General features: G+C 64.8%; 17 protein-coding genes and 1 tRNA gene. 4 read left to right on the top strand and 14 right to left on the bottom strand.

From position 1 onward, the window contains the following. Positions 1-7: 7 nt before the first annotated feature. Genes I6F36_RS21410 through I6F36_RS21395 form a run of 4 tightly spaced genes read right to left on the bottom strand, consistent with a single transcriptional unit; the run spans position 8 to position 3,167 of the window. A complete protein-coding gene (locus I6F36_RS21410) occupies positions 8-415 on the bottom strand; it encodes a thiol-disulfide oxidoreductase DCC family protein (protein WP_225172093.1) in 408 nt (135 codons plus the stop codon). A gap of 60 nt (positions 416-475) precedes the next feature. Continuing rightward, positions 476-1,795, bottom strand: coding sequence for an SDR family oxidoreductase (locus I6F36_RS21405; RefSeq protein ID WP_225172092.1), 1,320 nt, complete (start codon positions 1,793-1,795; stop codon positions 476-478). An 8-nt stretch (positions 1,796-1,803) separates the two neighbouring features. Further along, positions 1,804-2,271, bottom strand: coding sequence for a DUF2269 domain-containing protein (locus I6F36_RS21400; protein WP_057025834.1), 468 nt, complete (start codon positions 2,269-2,271; stop codon positions 1,804-1,806). Next, the gene (locus I6F36_RS21395) at positions 2,268-3,167 is read right to left on the bottom strand and encodes a S9 family peptidase (protein ID WP_225172091.1); all 900 of its coding nucleotides are present in this window, start codon (positions 3,165-3,167) and stop codon (positions 2,268-2,270) included. Before I6F36_RS21395 ends, I6F36_RS21400 begins: the two co-directional genes overlap by 4 nt. Before the next feature lie 272 nt (positions 3,168-3,439). Between I6F36_RS21395 and I6F36_RS21390 the strand changes: the two genes are divergently transcribed. Both I6F36_RS21390 and ppa read left to right on the top strand, forming a co-directional pair. Further along, positions 3,440-3,949, top strand: a complete 510-nt coding sequence (locus I6F36_RS21390) for a GNAT family N-acetyltransferase (RefSeq protein ID WP_024338772.1) — start codon at positions 3,440-3,442, stop codon at positions 3,947-3,949. A gap of 179 nt (positions 3,950-4,128) precedes the next feature. Beyond that, positions 4,129-4,665 carry an inorganic diphosphatase gene (ppa, locus tag I6F36_RS21385; protein ID WP_036002867.1) on the top strand — a complete coding sequence of 179 codons (537 nt, stop codon included), beginning with the start codon at positions 4,129-4,131 and terminating at the stop codon, positions 4,663-4,665. A gap of 104 nt (positions 4,666-4,769) precedes the next feature. Here ppa and folD read toward each other — a convergent pair whose 3' ends face one another. From folD to I6F36_RS21370, 3 genes are read right to left on the bottom strand one after another with little or no spacing between them, the layout of a single operon-like run. Beyond that, complete coding sequence (gene folD / locus I6F36_RS21380) at positions 4,770-5,654, bottom strand: bifunctional methylenetetrahydrofolate dehydrogenase/methenyltetrahydrofolate cyclohydrolase FolD (RefSeq protein WP_225113187.1); 885 nt, start codon at positions 5,652-5,654, stop codon at positions 4,770-4,772. 10 nt (positions 5,655-5,664) lie between these two features. Next, a complete protein-coding gene (locus I6F36_RS21375; RefSeq protein ID WP_051056859.1) occupies positions 5,665-6,030 on the bottom strand; it encodes a DUF167 domain-containing protein in 366 nt (121 codons plus the stop codon). A 15-nt stretch (positions 6,031-6,045) separates the two neighbouring features. Next, positions 6,046-6,336, bottom strand: a complete 291-nt coding sequence (locus I6F36_RS21370) for a YggT family protein (protein ID WP_036002872.1) — start codon at positions 6,334-6,336, stop codon at positions 6,046-6,048. 204 nt (positions 6,337-6,540) lie between these two features. Between I6F36_RS21370 and I6F36_RS21365 the strand changes: the two genes are divergently transcribed. After that, a tRNA-Ala gene (locus I6F36_RS21365) sits at positions 6,541-6,616 on the top strand. Positions 6,617-6,738: 122 nt separating this feature from the next. Here I6F36_RS21365 and I6F36_RS21360 read toward each other — a convergent pair. The 7 genes from I6F36_RS21360 to I6F36_RS21330 all read right to left on the bottom strand — a co-directional run bounded on the left by I6F36_RS21360 (position 6,739) and on the right by I6F36_RS21330 (position 14,595). Beyond that, complete coding sequence (locus I6F36_RS21360; protein WP_036002884.1) at positions 6,739-7,551, bottom strand: enoyl-CoA hydratase; 813 nt, start codon at positions 7,549-7,551, stop codon at positions 6,739-6,741. Between the two features lie 137 nt (positions 7,552-7,688). Then, positions 7,689-8,483: a glutamine amidotransferase gene (locus I6F36_RS21355; protein ID WP_225172090.1), complete on the bottom strand. Its 795-nt coding sequence runs from the start codon at positions 8,481-8,483 to the stop codon at positions 7,689-7,691. 216 nt (positions 8,484-8,699) lie between these two features. Then, on the bottom strand, positions 8,700-9,479 hold the full coding sequence (locus I6F36_RS21350; RefSeq protein WP_225172089.1) for an SDR family oxidoreductase: 780 nt from the start codon (positions 9,477-9,479) through the stop codon (positions 8,700-8,702). 188 nt (positions 9,480-9,667) lie between these two features. Next, positions 9,668-10,189, bottom strand: coding sequence for a TerB family tellurite resistance protein (locus I6F36_RS21345; RefSeq protein ID WP_036002890.1), 522 nt, complete (start codon positions 10,187-10,189; stop codon positions 9,668-9,670). Positions 10,190-10,367: 178 nt separating this feature from the next. Next, complete coding sequence (locus I6F36_RS21340) at positions 10,368-11,777, bottom strand: adenylate/guanylate cyclase domain-containing protein (RefSeq protein ID WP_225172088.1); 1,410 nt, start codon at positions 11,775-11,777, stop codon at positions 10,368-10,370. Between the two features lie 50 nt (positions 11,778-11,827). Next, entirely contained in the window at positions 11,828-13,198 is a 1,371-nt protein-coding gene (locus I6F36_RS21335) for a cytochrome P450 (protein WP_036002897.1), read from the bottom strand. A 35-nt stretch (positions 13,199-13,233) separates the two neighbouring features. Continuing rightward, positions 13,234-14,595 carry a hydrolase gene (locus I6F36_RS21330; protein ID WP_225172087.1) on the bottom strand — a complete coding sequence of 454 codons (1,362 nt, stop codon included), beginning with the start codon at positions 14,593-14,595 and terminating at the stop codon, positions 13,234-13,236. 136 nt (positions 14,596-14,731) lie between these two features. Here I6F36_RS21330 and I6F36_RS21325 point away from each other — a divergent pair, with 136 nt between their 5' ends. Further along, on the top strand, positions 14,732-16,420 hold the full coding sequence (locus tag I6F36_RS21325) for an MFS transporter (protein ID WP_036002980.1): 1,689 nt from the start codon (positions 14,732-14,734) through the stop codon (positions 16,418-16,420). Positions 16,421-16,541: the final 121 nt, after the last annotated feature.

Raw genomic sequence — 16,541 nt, 5'->3', positions numbered from 1 at the left:
TTGCGGGCTACTCGATCACTCGCGCTCGCAAATCCGCATCTGGCACGAAGCAGGCGTCATACTTTCCGAAGATGCGATAGCGGTTGCGCGCGACGAGGCTGTAGACCGCATCCCGCAGCGGCTTCGGCAACACCAATAATGCGCGCACCCAGCGCCAGCCTGGGAGTTGCGACAGCACCGTCAGCACAGCATCCGACTTCATGAACACCTCGCCGCCGTGGACAACCGCGTTGGTGTCGGGATCATCGGGGTCGATGCCGAACGTGCGCGCGAGCCGGGCGCCATAATCCGACTGGATCGGCGTGAACCGAAACTGCCTCGCCGTGTCGCGCTTGGCGACGAAGCGGACCCAGCGTGAGCAGAAGATGCAGACGCCGTCGAACAGAATGACGTCGTCCTCAGGCCATTTGGGCATCAGACTCTCTTTTTGACGCGTTTTCTTCACGCGAACCGGAATCCACTTCGCTCGAAAACGCTATCGGTTATCCAGCATCAGGAGCGCGACGACCATCAAGACGATCGCCGGCCCGGTCTTCACCAGCGCGCCAAGCGGCTCGATCCAGAGGTCGGGCGTCAGGATCGCCGCGCCCAGCATATAGCCGAGCGAAGCGAAAATACCCGCGACCAAGCCGATCGCAGCCGTTCGGCGGAAGGCGATCAAGACACCGATGCTCATGTCCATCAGGCTGGTGCCGATGGTGATGGGATCAACCAGCGCGGGCGGAAAGTTGTGCGCGGTCAAAATGCCGGCGGCGGCACCGTAGGACACGAACAAGGCGATGAAACCGGAGACGACCCAGAACGCGACCAGGCTTGCGAAAATCAGCGCCTTGACCAGGAACAGGCGCGCGAACCATTTGTCCTGGATGCTGGCAGGATGGCGTCCGATCGCCTCAGCCAGATGCTTCGGCGCGATACCCGTCGCGGCGCTCCACGCTGACGGATCGCCAGTCACGCCGCGACGCAGCTCGGCAATGGCGGTCGAGCGCATCGGCGGCGTCCAGCCGAGATAGCAGGCGACATCGCCGAGTTTCACGCCGAGATCGAGCAGGAAGCGGGGCATCGCGATGCGCGGCCAGCCGTCCGTGCCGAACGCATGGCGAAACGGCTTGATGACGCCGGCCATGGTGATCGGTTCGGCCTGCATCAGGTCCCAGCTCACCGCCCTCAACGAGGCATCGTCGATGTCGCGCGCGGCGAGCCAGGCGACGGTCGCCGTAATATCCTCGATCGCCACGGGCTGAAATGGCGTTGCCATGTCCTTGGCCGGCAAATCGATCGGAAAGGCTGCAAGCGCGCGGAGCATGGCGCTACCGCCATAGGCTGACGGTGCGACCACGAAGCCGGGCCGCAGGATGGCATGAGGAATGCCGCTAGCCCCGATCAGGCGCTCGGCCTCGCGTTTGGTCGTAGCGAAGGCGGTGCGGTCCGCCTCCGCGGAGCCGGGGATCGAGATGTGCACCAGCCGGATTGCGCGGCCGCTGCCGCCGATCGCCCGAAGCAGTCGCGCGACGAAATCGCGATGCACCGCGCTCGTGTTGCTGCCGGGGCCATCCTGGAGCACGCCGAGACAGTTCACGACGACGTCTACCCCGTGCTCGCTGAGGAGACGCGTCAGCGCGGCCGTGTCGAGGATGAGGATCGGCAGCTCGATGTCCAGCGCGCTCATCCTCTGCGCCGGCGACAGGCTCCGCGCCACGCCGACGACGCGAAAGCCCCGCGTGCGCAGATCGTCGGTGACGAAGCGGCCGATCAGGCCGGAGGCGCCGAGCACCAAAACGGTTCGCTCACTCATCGCTTCTCTCAAAACGGTTTCGCGATCATCAGCCACAGGATGGCCATCGTCGCGCCGAAGCCGGGGAAGCCGAACGCGAACCAGCGGCGGAATAGCACGAAATAGCGCTGTGGGAGCGCACTGCGCTGCGCAGCAGCCTTGCGCGCGAGGTCCCGCATCTCGATCTGCATGAACACGACCGGCACCCAGAACAAGCCGGCAATCGCGTAGAGCGCGAGTGAGGCCAGCAGCCAGCGCTCCGTGATCGAGGTCGCCGACAGCATCATCAGCACGCCGCCGCTGACCGGCTGGAGGATCACGGCCGACAGCGTGAAGATCGCATCCGCGATGACCACGACCGAAGCGGTGCGGGCGATGAACTCCGGGTCCTGCGTGCGATGCGCCATCAGCATGAAGAAGGCGATGCCGGTCCCGGTGCCGAGAATGACGATGGCGCCGAGGACGTGAACAAATTTGAACAGGAAATACAGCGTCATGGCTTCTTGGTCGCCACAGGCTTGGGCGGGTTCAGCGCCCGCGCGAGCTCGCCGCTGGCGGCTTTGACGCCGGCTTCGGTTTCGATCATCCAATGGCCTTCGCTGCCGACGGCCGGCAGCGGGCGAAACTCAGCCTTGCCGCCCGTGCCGCGAAACGCATCGACGAGTTTCTGCGAGAATGCCGGCGCGAAATAGCTGTCATTGGGCGCAACGAGCCAGGTGACGGGAATGCGCGCGGTCTTGCCGAATTCCGCTGCGGCGGCGAGCAGGGTGTGCGGCGCGCAGATTCGGTTCGGCTCATCATTGGCATGGCCGCCGCGTCCCGGTGCAAACACGGTGATGGCGGAGATCACCTTCGGATCGGCACCGGCGAGCGCCAGCGCACCCCATCCGCCGGCGGAATGGCCGATCACGATCGCGCCATCCTTGCGGATGAAATCCTGCTTTTGCAGCTGGACCAGCGCCAGTTTGATTGCGTCGGCCGTTGCGCGGCCCGAGCGCGTGTAGTCGGGCTCGCCGCAGCCGCCCTGATCCTCGAGGTAGCGGCCGCCGGTGGCACCATGGCCTGGCCGCTCCGGCACCAGCACGGCAAAGCCGCGCGCGACGAGATAGCCGGCGAGCGGGCGGTATTCCGGCTGCGGCATTTGCACCCGACGTAGCGTGTTCTGCGTCGAGGCGTGTGCGATCACCGCGAGCCGGAACGGACCTGGGCCCGAGGGGCGAAACAGCAGGGCATGCGCAGCAAGATCGGTATCCGGCGTTGGCACGCGCCATTCCTGCCGACGAAACGGTGCGCCCTCCTCTCCCGATGGACCGAACCTGACCTCTGCGCACAGAGGCGGCGCGGTCAGCAAGGCCAGCAGAGGCAGGAGCGCGATGGTATTGAGGAGCCGCATGAATTGCCGAGGGCGAATAAGAACAGCGACAGGCACACTAGTAGGAACGAATCACAATGAGCGGACTTTCTGCGGTGCCCATTGCCGTTCCTTCGTTGCCGCAAGCAACAGGAGTTTTGCACCGACGGCACGCACGCAGGTGCCCTCGGAGTTGCCGTCCTGTCTTTTTTCGGCACAACTCGGTTGAAATACTGATGCAGAAAGTCCACAGGTTAACCGATAATTAACGATAGGTCTTGCCGCCGGCGCGGCGACTTGGTTTGATCGCGTCCATGAGCACAACCCTGATCGAGGTCCGGCCGGCCAAAGCCGCAGATGCAACTGCGGTGGCGTCGACCCATGACGAAGCCTGGCGTTCGGCCTATCAGGGCATCATTCCCGGCGCCGAGCTGGAGAAGCTGATCAACCGCCGCGGTCCGCAGTGGTGGGACAGCGCGATCCGCAAGGGCAGCCGTGTCAGCGTGCTGGTGTTCGGTGACAAGATCGCCGGCTATGCCAATTACGGCCGCAACCGGGCCCGCAGCCTGCATTTCGACGGCGAGATCTACGAGCTTTATCTGCGGCCCGAGTTTCAGGGCCTCGGCTTCGGCCGCCGCCTGTTTGCCGCCGCCCGCCGCGACCTGATGCAGAGCGGGCTGAAGAGCATGGTGGTGTGGGCGCTCTCGGACAACGATCCCGCTACCGAGTTCTACCGCGCCCTGGGTGGTCGCATGGTGGCGCGCTCGTCGGAGCGTTTCGGACCGAAGGCGCTCGACAAGGTTGCCTTCGCTTGGACCAATTGAGCTGCTGAAACCCTAGCCGGGCAGCGTTCCCATCCGTCGATACCGCAGGCCGCTTGCGCCGGTGATCGCCGGATTCATTATTTCACAAAAACGCGATGGATCAGCGGGCCAAGCCCGCGTATGACAGCGCCAAAATCGCTGCCGGGCGCGATTTATCCTCGGCAACAACGGAGCCTTGAATGCGTATCGATGCGGTCTCGATCGGAAAGAACGTCCCCCACGACGTCAATGTCATCATCGAGGTCCCCGTGGGCGGCGAACCGATCAAGTACGAGATGGACAAGGAGGCCGGCACGCTGGTGGTCGACCGCTTCCTCTACACGCCGATGCGTTACCCCGGCAATTACGGCTTCATCCCGCATACGCTGTCGGATGACGGTGACCCCTGCGACGTGCTGATCATCAACACCCGCGCCATCATCCCCGGCGCCGTCATGAGCGTGCGTCCGGTTGGGGTGCTGTTCATGGAGGACGAAGCCGGCGGCGACGAGAAGATCCTGGCGGTGCCGTCGTCCAAGCTGACGCAGCGCTACGACAAGGTGAAGTCGTATTCCGATTTGCCCGACATCACGCTGCAGCAGATCCAGCACTTCTTCGAGCACTACAAGGATCTCGAAAAGGGCAAGTGGGTGAAGATCCTGCGCTGGGGCGGCCCGGAGGAAGCGCACCAGCTGATCCAAGAAGGCATCGAGCGCGAGAAGAAGAAGAAGGGCTGATCCGCACGGTCATTCCGGGGCGCGTCAGAGCGAACCCGGAATCCAGAGGTCGGGGCGCGAGATTCCGGGTTTGGCTCTGCGAGCCGCCTCGGAATGACGCTCAACTACACCGCCGGCTTCGGCAGGCCGGCGATCGCGCAGGCCGCGCGGAGCGTGTTCACCAACAGGCACGCCACCGTCATCTGGCCGACACCGCCCGGCACCGGCGTGATCGCGCCGGCAACGGCAAGCGCTTCCTGATAGGCGACATCGCCGACGAGGCGCGTCTTGCCGTCCTCCTTCGGGATGCGATTGATGCCCACATCGATCACGGTCGCACCCGGCTTCAGCCAGTCGCCGCGCACCATTTCTGGTTTGCCCACTGCTGCATAGACGAGGTCCGCTTTCTTCACGAGGCCAGGCAGGTCGCGCGAGCGCGAATGCGCGATCGTCACCGTGGCGTTCTCGTTCAGCAGCAATTGCACGAGCGGGCGGCCGACCAGGTTGGAGCGGCCGATGACGATGGCGTTCATGCCTTCGAGCGAGGCGTGCACGCTTTTGGTCAGGATGATGCAGCCGAGCGGCGTGCAGGGCGACAGCGCCTCGAAGCCGCCGGCGAGCCGGCCGGCATTGTTCGGATGCAGCCCGTCGACATCCTTGGCGGGGTCGATGGCGTTGATGACGGCCTCGGTGTTCAGCCCCTTCGGCAACGGCAATTGCACGAGAATGCCGTGCACGGCGGGATCGCGATTGAGCTTTGCGACCAGCGCCAGCAGATCTGCCTGGGAGACGTCGGCCGGCAGCTTGTGCTCGAACGAGGCCATGCCCGCGGCCTGGGTCTGGGTGTGTTTTGAACGGACATAGACTTCGCTGGCGGGGTCGTTGCCGACCAGGACCACTGCAAGGCCCGGCACCAGATTGTGCTCGCGCTTGACGCGGGCGACCTCCTCGGCGACGCGGCCACGGAGTTCCGCCGCAATGACTTTTCCATCGATGATATCAGCGGTCATGTCCGTTCTCTCAATCTGTCGGTTTGGCCGATGTGAGCTGGCGCAGGGTTTCGCCGAGACGCGCCGGATCGCCGTCGACCGCGATCTGCTTCAGCCGCGACGTGGCTCCGGATAGCAGCTTTACATTGCTCTTGGGCACGCCGAGCGATTTCGCCAGCAGCGCCAGCACGGCCTTGTTGGCCTCGCCGCCATCGGCAATGGCGCGCACCCGCACCTTGAGCACGCTGCGGCCATCCGAAAGCTGCTCGATCCCGTCGATGTCGTCGCGGCCGCCGCGCGGCGTCACCCGCAGCGCGATGCTGATTCCTGCGGCCGAGTAGCGCCAAGGGTCCTTAGGGCAAGGCTCCTGACAACAAGGCTCCTTGTTGGCAACCAAGGCGCTCCCGCCCGCTTAGACCACGTTCGGGTAGATGTAGTACAGGATCACCCGCTCGATGAACATGATGATCAGGATCAGGATGATCGGCGAGATGTCGAGACCGCCGAGGCTGGGCAGGAAATTGCGAATCGGCGCCAGCAGAGGCTCGGTGATCCGGTAGAGGAACTCCGCCACCGCCGACACGAACTGGTTACGGGTGTTCACCACGTTGAAGGCGATCAGCCAGGACAGGATCGCGGAGGCGATCAGCAGCCAGACGTAGAGGTCGAGCACGATGATGACGATGTCGAGAACGGCACGCATGGCTTATGAGGCCTCTGGCTTTTGAAAACTCTGGCTCGGTCGGGATTGACGCCCCGTTTGCTAGATATCGGTTCCGTCAGGCCCAAACAAGGGAAGTCGGCACCCTGAGAGCTAAAACCGGGTTACGCCCGTCCTTGACTTGACCTTGGCGGGGACTTAAATGGCGCCCGGTTGTCGGCCGCGTTCACCAGAGCGGCCAGCAAAGGGGCCATAGCTCAGCTGGGAGAGCGCGTCGTTCGCAATGACGAGGTCGGCGGTTCGATCCCGCCTGGCTCCACCAGCCTTCGCTCGCTTCGCGAGCTACGGCTAGGCAAGCCAGCCGTGCTCTCTCGTAGCGAAGTGAGCGAAGGCTGTCCCGCCATAGCCCGAAGGGCGACGGCGGACCCTCTCCGTGAACTCCCCCTACCTCCCCGTAAACCTCGGCGGCCGCTTCTCCATGAAGCTCGCCACGCCCTCCCTGAAATCACTCCCGTTCAGCGCCACCATCATCTCCCTGTTGGCCTCGATCGTCGCCTCGGCCAGCGTCTGGAACGGCACCTCGTAGAGCTGGCGCTTGATCACGGCCATCGCGCTCGGCGAGACGAAATCGGCGAGATCGCGCGCGTAAGTATACGTCTCTTCACGCAGCTTCTCCGGCGGACAGAGCCGGTTGACCAGCCCGATCCGCAGTGCCTCCTCGCTCGACACGCGCCGCGCCGAGAGCAGCAGATCCAGCGCATTGGCGTGGCCGACGATGCGCGGCAGCATCCAGCTGATGCCGTGCTCGGCGATCAGGCCGCGCCGCGCGAAGGCGGTGGTGAACACGGTGTTGTCGGCGGCAAAGCGAAGGTCGCAATAGAGTGCATGCACCAGTCCAATGCCTGCCGTCGCGCCGTTCAGCATGGCGATCACAGGCTTCTTGATCGAAGGATAATAGCCGTACCGCGTCTGCCAGTCTGGCCGGCGATTCATGTCGAACGGCGGCAGGTTCGAGGCGCGCCTGACGTCGTTGGGATCGAGGCCCTTCAGCGCATCCATGTCGGCGCCGGCGCAGAAGGCGCGGCCCGCGCCGGTGAGGACGATGACGCGGACATTGTCGTCGGCGCTCGATGCCTCCATCGCGTTGCGCACGTCGCGCTCCATGACCGGCGTCCATGCATTCATACGATCGGGGCGGTTGAGCGTGATGGTCGCGATCTTGTCGCTCACCTCATAGAGAATGTGTTCGTAGGCCATGACGCTCTCCCTTGTTTGCCGGCACGCGTTCGCACGCGCTCGTTAGAAGCGAGCCTAGCATACCCCGGGATGGGAGAAGGACTTGCGCCAAGGACCTGCGCCAAGGACTTGCGCCAAGGACTTGCGCGAAGCCGCGATCACTCGGCGGCTTGCGCCAGCATCGGCCGGCGCTCCAACCAGCCGTCGAGGAAATGATCGAGCCAGGCGCGTTCGGCGACATCGTAGACGGCGCGATCCGCGAAATGATGATGCCGCTGCCGTGCACCGGGCGCGCTGAATCCGTCATAGCCGCGCGTGGTCCAGCGGCACATCATCGCATAGGTCACATCGGGGTGGAACTGCACGCCGAAAGCATTGCCCGTGCGGAACGCCTGCACCGGGAAATCATCGCCTTCGGCGAGCAAGTCGGCGCCTCCAGGCAGCTCAAAGCCCTCGCGATGCCAGTGATAGACCTGCGCCGGCCAGTGCGGGCAGAGCGCGCGGCCCGCGGCGGTCGGCCTGATCGGGTAGTACCCGATCTGCGTCAGCGCCTGCGCATGCGGCGCGACACGGGCCCCGAGCTGCATCGCCAGCATCTGCGCCCCTAAGCAGATGCCGAGCAACGGGCGCTGCTCGCGGAGCGGAATTTCGATCCAGTCGATCTCACGGCGAATGTAGTCGTCGGAATCATTGGCGCTCATCGGCCCGCCGAAGATCACGACCCCGGCATGCTGATCGAGCGTCTCGGGCAGGGGATCGCCGAAGCGAGGACGGCGGATGTCGAGGCGGTGGCCGAGCGCGCGCAACGCATTGCCGACGCGGCCGGGTGTCGAGCATTCCTGATGCAGGACGATCAGAACCGGCAGCCGGGTTTCAGCGGCGGCGACGCTCGCCGCCCTCTGTGGGAAGGCGACCACCTCTGCGCCACCAAACCTGTCCGTCCGGAACGACATGGCCTCTGCGAGTGCTATCGGTTCAGACCGCCAGCATAGCTAAGCGATGGTTAACATCGTGTGAGTTTGCGCACACACGCGCACGTCTGGAAGCAAGCTCCGGGCCACTACGGACGCGGGCGGCGTTGTCAGCATGATCCGGAAAAGTGTGAAGCGGTTTTCCGAAAAGATCATGCTCAAACAAAGAGCTAAAGCGCGATGACGATTCATCGCGTTTTAGTGCCTCTGCCGCTGGAACCGGCTAGTGGCCGCCAGGATGAAGCCGCGTGGGAAGAAGCGCAGCGCGAACGGCACAATCTTGTTGCCGAGGCCGGGCAGCACTGCCCGTTTGTTGGCCATCAGAGCGCGATACGCCTCCCGCGCAACCTCGGCAGCTGAGACGTTGAGAAAGGCCGTGTCATGTTGCGAGCCGACGCCGGCGCGGGCCTGGAATTCCGTGGGGACCGGGCCCGGGCAAAGCACGGTGACACGGACGCCGCGGGGAGCGAGCTCCGCCCGCAATGCTTCGGTGAAGGAAATCACATAGGCCTTGGATGCGTAGTACACGGCCATGCCGGGGCCGGGCAGGAAGCCTGCAACCGAGCCGACATTGAGAAGACCGCCCTTGTTCCGGATGAGCTGATCGGCGAAGCGCAGCGACAGATCCGTCAGGGCGCGGACGTTGACATCGACGATACCGAGCTGCGCGACGCGATCGCGCTCGATGGCATCGCCGAATACGCCGAAGCCGGCATTGTTGACGAGATGATCGAGCTCGACGCCTTCGGCGGCAAGTGTCGCGGCGATCCTCTCACCGGCATGCGGGTCCTCGAGATCGCAGGCGATCACGATCGGCTTCTTGCCACCCTTGGCGGCGATCTCGTTCGCGAGCGCTTCGAGCCGATCCACCCGTCTCGCCGTCAATGCGAGGCGATGTCCATTGGCGGCAAACACACGCGCCAGCTCCATCCCGATGCCCGCCGAGGCACCGGTGATCAACGTTACCCGCTCATTCACGATCGAAGTCTCTTGAATTGAAGTCTGTGGTCCCGGCAATACCAGAACGAGAGCATAAGCCGTGCGCGCCAGGCAAGCGGCGCTGGCAGCATGGCTGCTTGTGAGAGCGACAGTGGAAGCAGGAAAGACCGGTATTTGCAGTCGAATCCGCAGAAGCGGGGGACCGCCGGGCTTATATTAAAGTTTCGTCATGTGGCTCGTAGGCCAGGCAATCCGCCGGGGACCGGTCCGACGGCGCGATCCTTGACCTGGCCACCGGCACGCTCCGCAATGGCGTGCTTCAGCTCGATCCGGTCACGCTGGGAGATGCCGAGCAGGTCGGACGCGCGCCAGACCACATTGTCCTCGAACTCGCTGACCTCTCCGTCGGCATAGACCAGCTCCCACATCATCTGCACGATCCGCTTGCGACCCGCTTCGTCGAGCGAGCGCATGATGACGCTGGTGAAGTGATAGAGGTCGACGGCCTCGCCTTCGACCTGGGTGGCGTCGGCGATGAGACGGTCAGCGGTGCCGCGGTCGAGCCCGAAATGGCTTTCGATCAGGCTGTGCAGCTTGCGCTGCTCGGCCGCGCTCGGCTGGCCGTCCAGCGAGACCACATGGACCAGCAGCGCGGTCGCGGCCAGCCGGTAATCGCTGTCGCCAAATGCGCGGTCCTGGGCTTGGGGACCGACAATGTCGGCGATGAATTGGCGCAAGCCGTCGAGCATAGGTCCTACCGAGATTGATGACGCCGCAAGGAGCGCGGCCGTTACCAGCATTATATGAGCAAGAAACCCAACCGGCGCAACGTGCGTCAGTTCCGCGCGCGTATTACGTTTCGGCAATCTGTTCACCGTCATTCCGGGGCGATGCCCCAGCATCGAACCCGGAATGACGAATGGTGCCTCACGGTATCTCGTACACCACCATCTTGTCGGCGATGCCACGGAGCGCGGCCTGCTTCTGGATCGGCTTGATGGCGCGCTGCTCGAGCACCTCGGCGACTGCGGGAGCGTCCAGCACCGGGCCGGTGATGTGGATCTCCTGCGCGGTCGACAGGCTCTGCACGCGGGCGGCGATGTTGACGGTCTGGCCGAAATAATCCTGCCGCTCGTTGAGCATGACTGCGAGGCAGGGGCCTTCGTGGATCCCGATCTTGAGAATGAGGTCGTTGGCGCCGCGCTGCTTGTTCAATTCGACCATCGCGGCGCGCATGCGCAGTCCCGCGGTGATGGCGTGCTCGGGCCTGACGAAGGTCGCCATCACGGCATCGCCGATCGTCTTCACGACCGCACCCTTCTCGGCGGCGATGATCTCCAGCAGCGCGCGAAAATGCGCCCGCACGAGATCGAAGGCATTGAGGTCGCCGACCCGCTCATACAGCGCCGTCGAACTCTTCAGGTCGGTGAACAGGAACGTCAGGGACGTGATCTTCAGTCGCTGGTCGACATTGAGGTTGTCGGCCTTGAAGACGTCGCGGAACGTCTGGTTGGACAGCATGCGCTTGGCGGTCAGGATCGGCTTGCGCTTGCCGATCATCTCGTGCAACGCGTGGTCGGCAATCCAGACCGAGGGCAATACGCGACTGTCCGATTGGTTCTCGAGCATGAGACGCAACGGTCCGGGGCGCATCACGGTGGTCCCCACCGGCGCCTCCAGCTTGTTGAACATGATCGACAGCTGCTGACGCTCGCTGGTCGGCTCACCCTGAACTTCCAGGAAATGGGCGGAATGGGTGACCGGCTCGAACACGATGATGAACTGGCTCGGCAGATTGAGTGAGAGGATCGCCTTCTCGCCGGCGGGCAATTCGAGGGCTTCGAGCGTTACCTGGTTGATCAGGCGGGAAAAGGATTCGTCGTTGATGTCGACGCCTGAGCTCCAGAACATCTGCCGCACATACTCCCAGATCGGCAACGTGTCGGGATCATGAGCACCGATGCGGCGGACCCGCGGGCTGACGGTGAAGGCCACTTCGACCATCTCGTCGACGGAGGCCTCGTATCCGGCGGCGCAGAGCGCGCAATTGTAGTCGTCGTGCTTCAACGACTTCAGTGTGGCGTGGGCGCCCAGCACACCTCCGCAGCCGGGACACAGCACGTTCCAGCTCATGTCGAACAGGCCGAGCCGCGAGGCGTGCAGGAAGCCGGAAATGACCTTCTCCTGGTCGAGCCCGGTCCGGTCGGCAAAATCCAGCGCATTGATCCGGTTGAGATCGCGATCATGACCGTTGGCGATCAGCTGCGCGATGGCCTCCACCACAACGGAATCGGCGGTCTGCTTCAGAACGGAGAACTGGGCCTGGATGTCGCTCATGGCGGAACTCTATGTAGGCTGGGTCACGCCAGCGGCCAGACGCGAGCCTGTCACCGACGCGTGATGCGGAACAGGGGTGAATGGTCCGGCTGGGTGGTGACGACGCCGAGCGGGATCACGGGGGTCGCGGGGTCGGCAAGCTCGATTCGGTACGCTCCGATCAGCCGCGCCAGCGCCAGCACGGATTCGGCTTGGGCAAACGGTGCGCCGATGCAGACGCGCGGACCTGCGCCGAACGGCAGGTAGGCAAAACGGTCCGGCGCCTCCTGCGACATGAACCGTTTTGGAATGAAAGCGTTCGGCTGATCCCACAGCTTCTCGTGCCGATGCAAGAGCCAGGGCGCGATCATGATGATGTCGCCCTTGCCGATCTCGACGCCCGCCGCATTGTCCCTATCGCGCGCGGCACGCGCGACCAGGAAGGCCGGCGGATAGAGCCGCATGGTTTCGTCGATCACCGCGCGGGTGAATTTCTGGCGATCGATGTCGGCCATGCTGTCGAGATGCTCGCCGCGGGTCTCGGACGCCACCTCCTCCTGCGTATCGGGATCGAGCGCGAGCAGGTAGAGCGCCCAGAACAGCGCCGTCGCCGTGGTCTCATGACCGGCGAGAATCATGGTCGCGACCTCGTCGACCAGCTGCTCGTCGGAGAAGCCCTGGCCCGTCTCGGGATCGCGTGCCTCGTCCATGAGATCGAACAAATCGCGCGGCGGCGCACCGTCCTTCTTGCCCGCCTTACGCCGCTCGGCGATCAGCATGGCCACGAACTCGGTCCAGCGCTTGCGGAAACGGGCGCGGGCAAAATCCATCGGGCTCGGCCAGGACACCGGCAGCACCATGTCGAGGAAGTACGGACGCCCCAACCGCGCGGCATATTCCATGATGAAGTTGCGCAGGGTTGCGCCGTGCTGGTCCATGCCGAACGAGAACATCGTGCGACCGGCGATCTCAAGCGTCATGCGCTGCATGATCGCGCGCAGGTCGACCGGCTCACCGGTTTGCGCGTCCAGCTTGGCGATGGTTTCGTCGAGCACGGCCGTCATGTGCGGAACGAGGTTTGCGGTCGCGCGCGGCGTGAAGGCCGGGGCGAGCGTGCGGCGCTGAAACGTCCAGGAATGACCTTCCGCAATCAGAAGGCCGTCGCCGAGCACGGGGCGCAGCATGCGGATGCCGGCCGGCGTGCGCGTGTAGTTCTCGTAATTGCTGAGCAGGACGTGCCGGATCGCGTCCGGCTGGTTCAGGATGAAACTGTTGCGGAAGAAGAAGCGGCCAGAAATGACCTCTTCCTCGTAGGCGCGTTGACCCCAGGTCGCGATCATATTCTGCCTGATGACCGCGAGCCGGCCGAAGAACGACATATCGTCTGGCGCCCGCGGAGGAGCCGGAGGGGTGATGGGCCGACGCACGCTGGCGATATTCATGGCTCTCTCCCGCAAGGTGGGACGCAGGTAAATAGCTAGTAAGTCAGCTCGGCGATGGCAATCCGGTTCTCGGACGCAGCCCAGGCGCGTGCCACAATCCGTTCTTCGCCGAATTGGGCCACGATGTTACGGCCAACCTCGGTGGCGGGAAGCCGCAGGGTGGCTGCCGCATCCGTGGGCACGCCCGCCTTGACGTCGGCCGGCTCCTTGCCGTCGAGCAGCACCACGTCGCGCGGCAGGCCGAAATAGCCGCGCGGGCGCGACATGATCACGACGGCGCCGGCGGCCTTGTCGGCCGGCCCGAGCGGCCGCGCGGGCCGCAGATGCACAAGCTCGGACGAGCGCGGGAAGGGCGAGCGGTAGATGTGCGTCGTCGGCGCATCCGGCGAGGTCAGCACGAATTCGAGCGACCAGGCGGGATCGACCTGCGCCGGCCCCCAACGGCCATCTGAGCCTGTTGTCGAGCTGTACAGCGCACCGTCTTTGCGCTCCCCGGTATCAGGATCGACACGGAAGACATCGACGATTGCACCCGCGACCGGACGATTGGTCGGCACGCCGCCGGGCGTACCCGTGACGAGGCCGCTCAATCTCACGCTGGTCTCCGGCACGATCGCGATGCGCGCAGGTTCGCGCCCCGCGATGAACTTGTAAATCTCGCGGAACGCGCGCGGGTGAAACGCCACCTCGCGATGGTCGAGCGCGCCGAGCACGAGATTGGTGGCGCCCTTCAGCTCCGGCCCTTCGGCGGTGACATTGGTCGGCATGCCAGGCTTGCCGATAAAGCGGCCATCGGGTTGCGCGAATTTGTCCAGACCGTCGCTGCGCAGCGTGAGGAAAGCGACTCCCGGCGTCACCTCACTCTCGCCCTCGTTCAGTCCGCGCAGGAACGTGCCGCGGCCATTGAATTCGTTGTTCGGCTGGTCGTCTGTTGCGAACACGCCGTGATTGGGCGTACCGCACAGCACCGCATGGCTGACATCACCGGCGCCGCCGTTCTTGATGACGTTACGGATCGCGTAGCCGCCGCGCGAGCTGCCGACCAGCGCCACGCGAGGTGCGCCGGTGCGGCGCTTCAGCTCAGCAACCGCAGCAGCGAGCTCGCGGCGCTGGTCCTCGGTCGAGGAGCGACCCGCCTGCTCGACCTTGTCGTCGGTGCGCGCCAGCGGGTCGGTGAAATTGATCGCCATGATGCGATCGCGCGCGATACCGTTGGACTCCATCCGCCAAAGCGTCGTCATCCAGAGCGCGCCGTAATCGCCATTGCCGTGGACGAACAGAATCGGCGGCAGCTCCGTGGCGGGCGCGGTCTGCGCCAGCGCGCCCGTCCGCAAGCTCGCAAGTGCGAAAGGCACGCTCGCAGCCCCTCGCAAAATCGTCCGTCGCGACAGCTTCATCAGTTCCTCCCGGCAAGCCTAGCTCTTTGCACTGCTTATACCGGCCTAAGCACTGGACAGCGAAGGACTTTCGCGGGCATCACTGAATTGGCCGGAATCACCACGACCACTTCTGCCATCCGACATGGAAGGGGATATGACCGAGCAGCCGAACCGCCCGAAAATGGCCGCCGACGGCATCACAGCGCCCCTGCGGTACACCGTGTTCCGGCGGATCTGGCTCGCCAGCCTGCTCTCCAATCTCGGCCTCCTGATCCAGGGCGTGGGTGCGGCCTGGGCGATGACGCAGATGGCGGCCTCGGCAGACAAGGTGGCCCTGGTGCAGACCGCGCTCATGCTGCCGATCATGCTGATCTCGATGCCGGCCGGCGCCATCGCCGACATGTATGACCGCCGCATCGTCAGTGTGATTTCGCTGTCGATCGCGCTGATCGGCGCGAGCGTGCTCACCGTGCTGGCCGGCTTCAACCTGATCACCCCGGAATTGCTGCTCGCCTTCTGCTTCATCGTCGGCAGCGGCAATGCGCTGTTCGGTCCGGCCTGGCAGTCCTCGGTCAGCGAACAAGTGCCGCCCGAGGCATTGGCGTCCGCGGTGGCGCTGAACGGCATCAGCTACAACATCGCGCGCAGCTTCGGTCCGGCGGTCGGCGGCGTCATCGTCGCTGCGCTCGGTGCGGTGGCTGCATTCGCCTGCAATGCGATCCTCTATCTGCCACTGCTGGTGGTGCTGCTGCTCTGGCGCCGCAACACCGAGGTGTCGCGCCTGCCGCGGGAAAAGCTCAACCGCGCCATGGTCTCGGGCGTGCGCTACATCACCAATTCGCCGCCGATCAAGATCGTGCTGTTGCGCACGCTGGTGATGGGCCTGATCGGCGGCGCGGTGATGGCGCTGATGCCGCTGGTCGCGCGCGACCTCCTGCATGGCGGCGCGCAGATGTATGGCATCATGCTCGGCGCCTTCGGCATGGGCGCGGTGATCGGCGCGCTCAACATCCACGAATTGCGCAAGCGCATGAGCGGCGAGGCCGCGATCCGCGCCTGCACCATCACGATGGCCTTCACCATGGCCGCCCTCGCTTTGAGCACGGAGCCGGTGCTGACGGCGGCCGCGCTGGTGCTAGGCGGCGCAGTCTGGATGGCGGCGATCGCGCTGTTCAATATCGGCGTGCAGCTCTCGGCCCCGCGCTGGGTCGCCGGTCGCTCGCTCGCAGCCTTCCAGGCCGCGATCGCCGGGGGCATCGCGATCGGCGCCTGGGGCTGGGGCCATCTCACCGACTATGCCGGCGTCGAGATCGCATTGCTGACCTCGGCCGGCCTGATGCTGATCTCGCCGCTGCTCGGCATCTGGCTCACGATGCCGCGTGTCGGCGCCCGCAACGAGGATGCGGACATGCTGGCCGATCCCGAGGTGAGGCTGTCGCTGACAGGGCGCAGCGGCCCGCTCGTGGTCGAGATCGAATATCGGGTTGCGCAAGAGAATGCGCGCGCGTTCCACAACGTGATGCAGGACGTGCAGCTCTCGCGCCAGCGCAACGGTGCCTATGGCTGGTCGATCGCGCGCGACATCGCCGACCCCGAGCTGTGGACCGAGCGCTATCACTGCCCGACCTGGCTCGACTATTTGCGTCAGCGCAACCGTGCGACCCAGTCCGAACGCGCGCTGCATCAGCAGGCGATCGATTTCCACATCGGTCCCGAGCCGGTGCGAATCCGCCGCATGCTGGAGCGCCCCTTCGGTTCGGTGCGCTGGAAGGACGACACGCCGGACCGCGCCAACAGCGAGGTGCTGCCGGTGGTCGCGACCGCGGCGGGAAGCAGTACGTAGGCCTCTCGTCATTCCGGGGCGCGCCGTAAGGTGCGAACCCGGAATCCATTTATCGCAGGAGTTGGTCGCGCGATGGATTCTCAGGTGCGCAGTTGCGCACCATAGTTCGCGCTTCGCGCGC

The sequence above is a fragment of the Bradyrhizobium sp. BRP19 genome (assembly GCF_020194195.1).
Lineage (GTDB): Bacteria > Pseudomonadota > Alphaproteobacteria > Rhizobiales > Xanthobacteraceae > Bradyrhizobium > Bradyrhizobium yuanmingense.
This window is presented reverse-complemented; position numbering and strand designations above follow the sequence as displayed.

What these genes read in the sequence shown, in the direction of transcription:
- I6F36_RS21370 (WP_036002872.1), bottom strand. Translation starts at nt 6,336, where the DNA reads ATGCGTGCCGTTCTCGACATCGTCATCATCGTGCTCGACCTCTACGTC.
- I6F36_RS21325 (WP_036002980.1), top strand. Translation starts at nt 14,732, where the DNA reads ATGACCGAGCAGCCGAACCGCCCGAAAATGGCCGCCGACGGCATCACA.
- I6F36_RS21340 (WP_225172088.1), bottom strand. Translation starts at nt 11,777, where the DNA reads ATGAGCGACATCCAGGCCCAGTTCTCCGTTCTGAAGCAGACCGCCGAT.
- I6F36_RS21360 (WP_036002884.1), bottom strand. Translation starts at nt 7,551, where the DNA reads ATGGCCTACGAACACATTCTCTATGAGGTGAGCGACAAGATCGCGACC.
- I6F36_RS21335 (WP_036002897.1), bottom strand. Translation starts at nt 13,198, where the DNA reads ATGAATATCGCCAGCGTGCGTCGGCCCATCACCCCTCCGGCTCCTCCG.
- I6F36_RS21345 (WP_036002890.1), bottom strand. Translation starts at nt 10,189, where the DNA reads ATGCTCGACGGCTTGCGCCAATTCATCGCCGACATTGTCGGTCCCCAA.
- ppa (WP_036002867.1), top strand. Translation starts at nt 4,129, where the DNA reads ATGCGTATCGATGCGGTCTCGATCGGAAAGAACGTCCCCCACGACGTC.
- folD (WP_225113187.1), bottom strand. Translation starts at nt 5,654, where the DNA reads ATGACCGCTGATATCATCGATGGAAAAGTCATTGCGGCGGAACTCCGT.
- I6F36_RS21390 (WP_024338772.1), top strand. Translation starts at nt 3,440, where the DNA reads ATGAGCACAACCCTGATCGAGGTCCGGCCGGCCAAAGCCGCAGATGCA.
- I6F36_RS21330 (WP_225172087.1), bottom strand. Translation starts at nt 14,595, where the DNA reads ATGAAGCTGTCGCGACGGACGATTTTGCGAGGGGCTGCGAGCGTGCCT.
- I6F36_RS21405 (WP_225172092.1), bottom strand. Translation starts at nt 1,795, where the DNA reads ATGAGTGAGCGAACCGTTTTGGTGCTCGGCGCCTCCGGCCTGATCGGC.
- I6F36_RS21355 (WP_225172090.1), bottom strand. Translation starts at nt 8,483, where the DNA reads ATGTCGTTCCGGACGGACAGGTTTGGTGGCGCAGAGGTGGTCGCCTTC.
- I6F36_RS21395 (WP_225172091.1), bottom strand. Translation starts at nt 3,167, where the DNA reads ATGCGGCTCCTCAATACCATCGCGCTCCTGCCTCTGCTGGCCTTGCTG.
- I6F36_RS21410 (WP_225172093.1), bottom strand. Translation starts at nt 415, where the DNA reads ATGCCCAAATGGCCTGAGGACGACGTCATTCTGTTCGACGGCGTCTGC.
- I6F36_RS21400 (WP_057025834.1), bottom strand. Translation starts at nt 2,271, where the DNA reads ATGACGCTGTATTTCCTGTTCAAATTTGTTCACGTCCTCGGCGCCATC.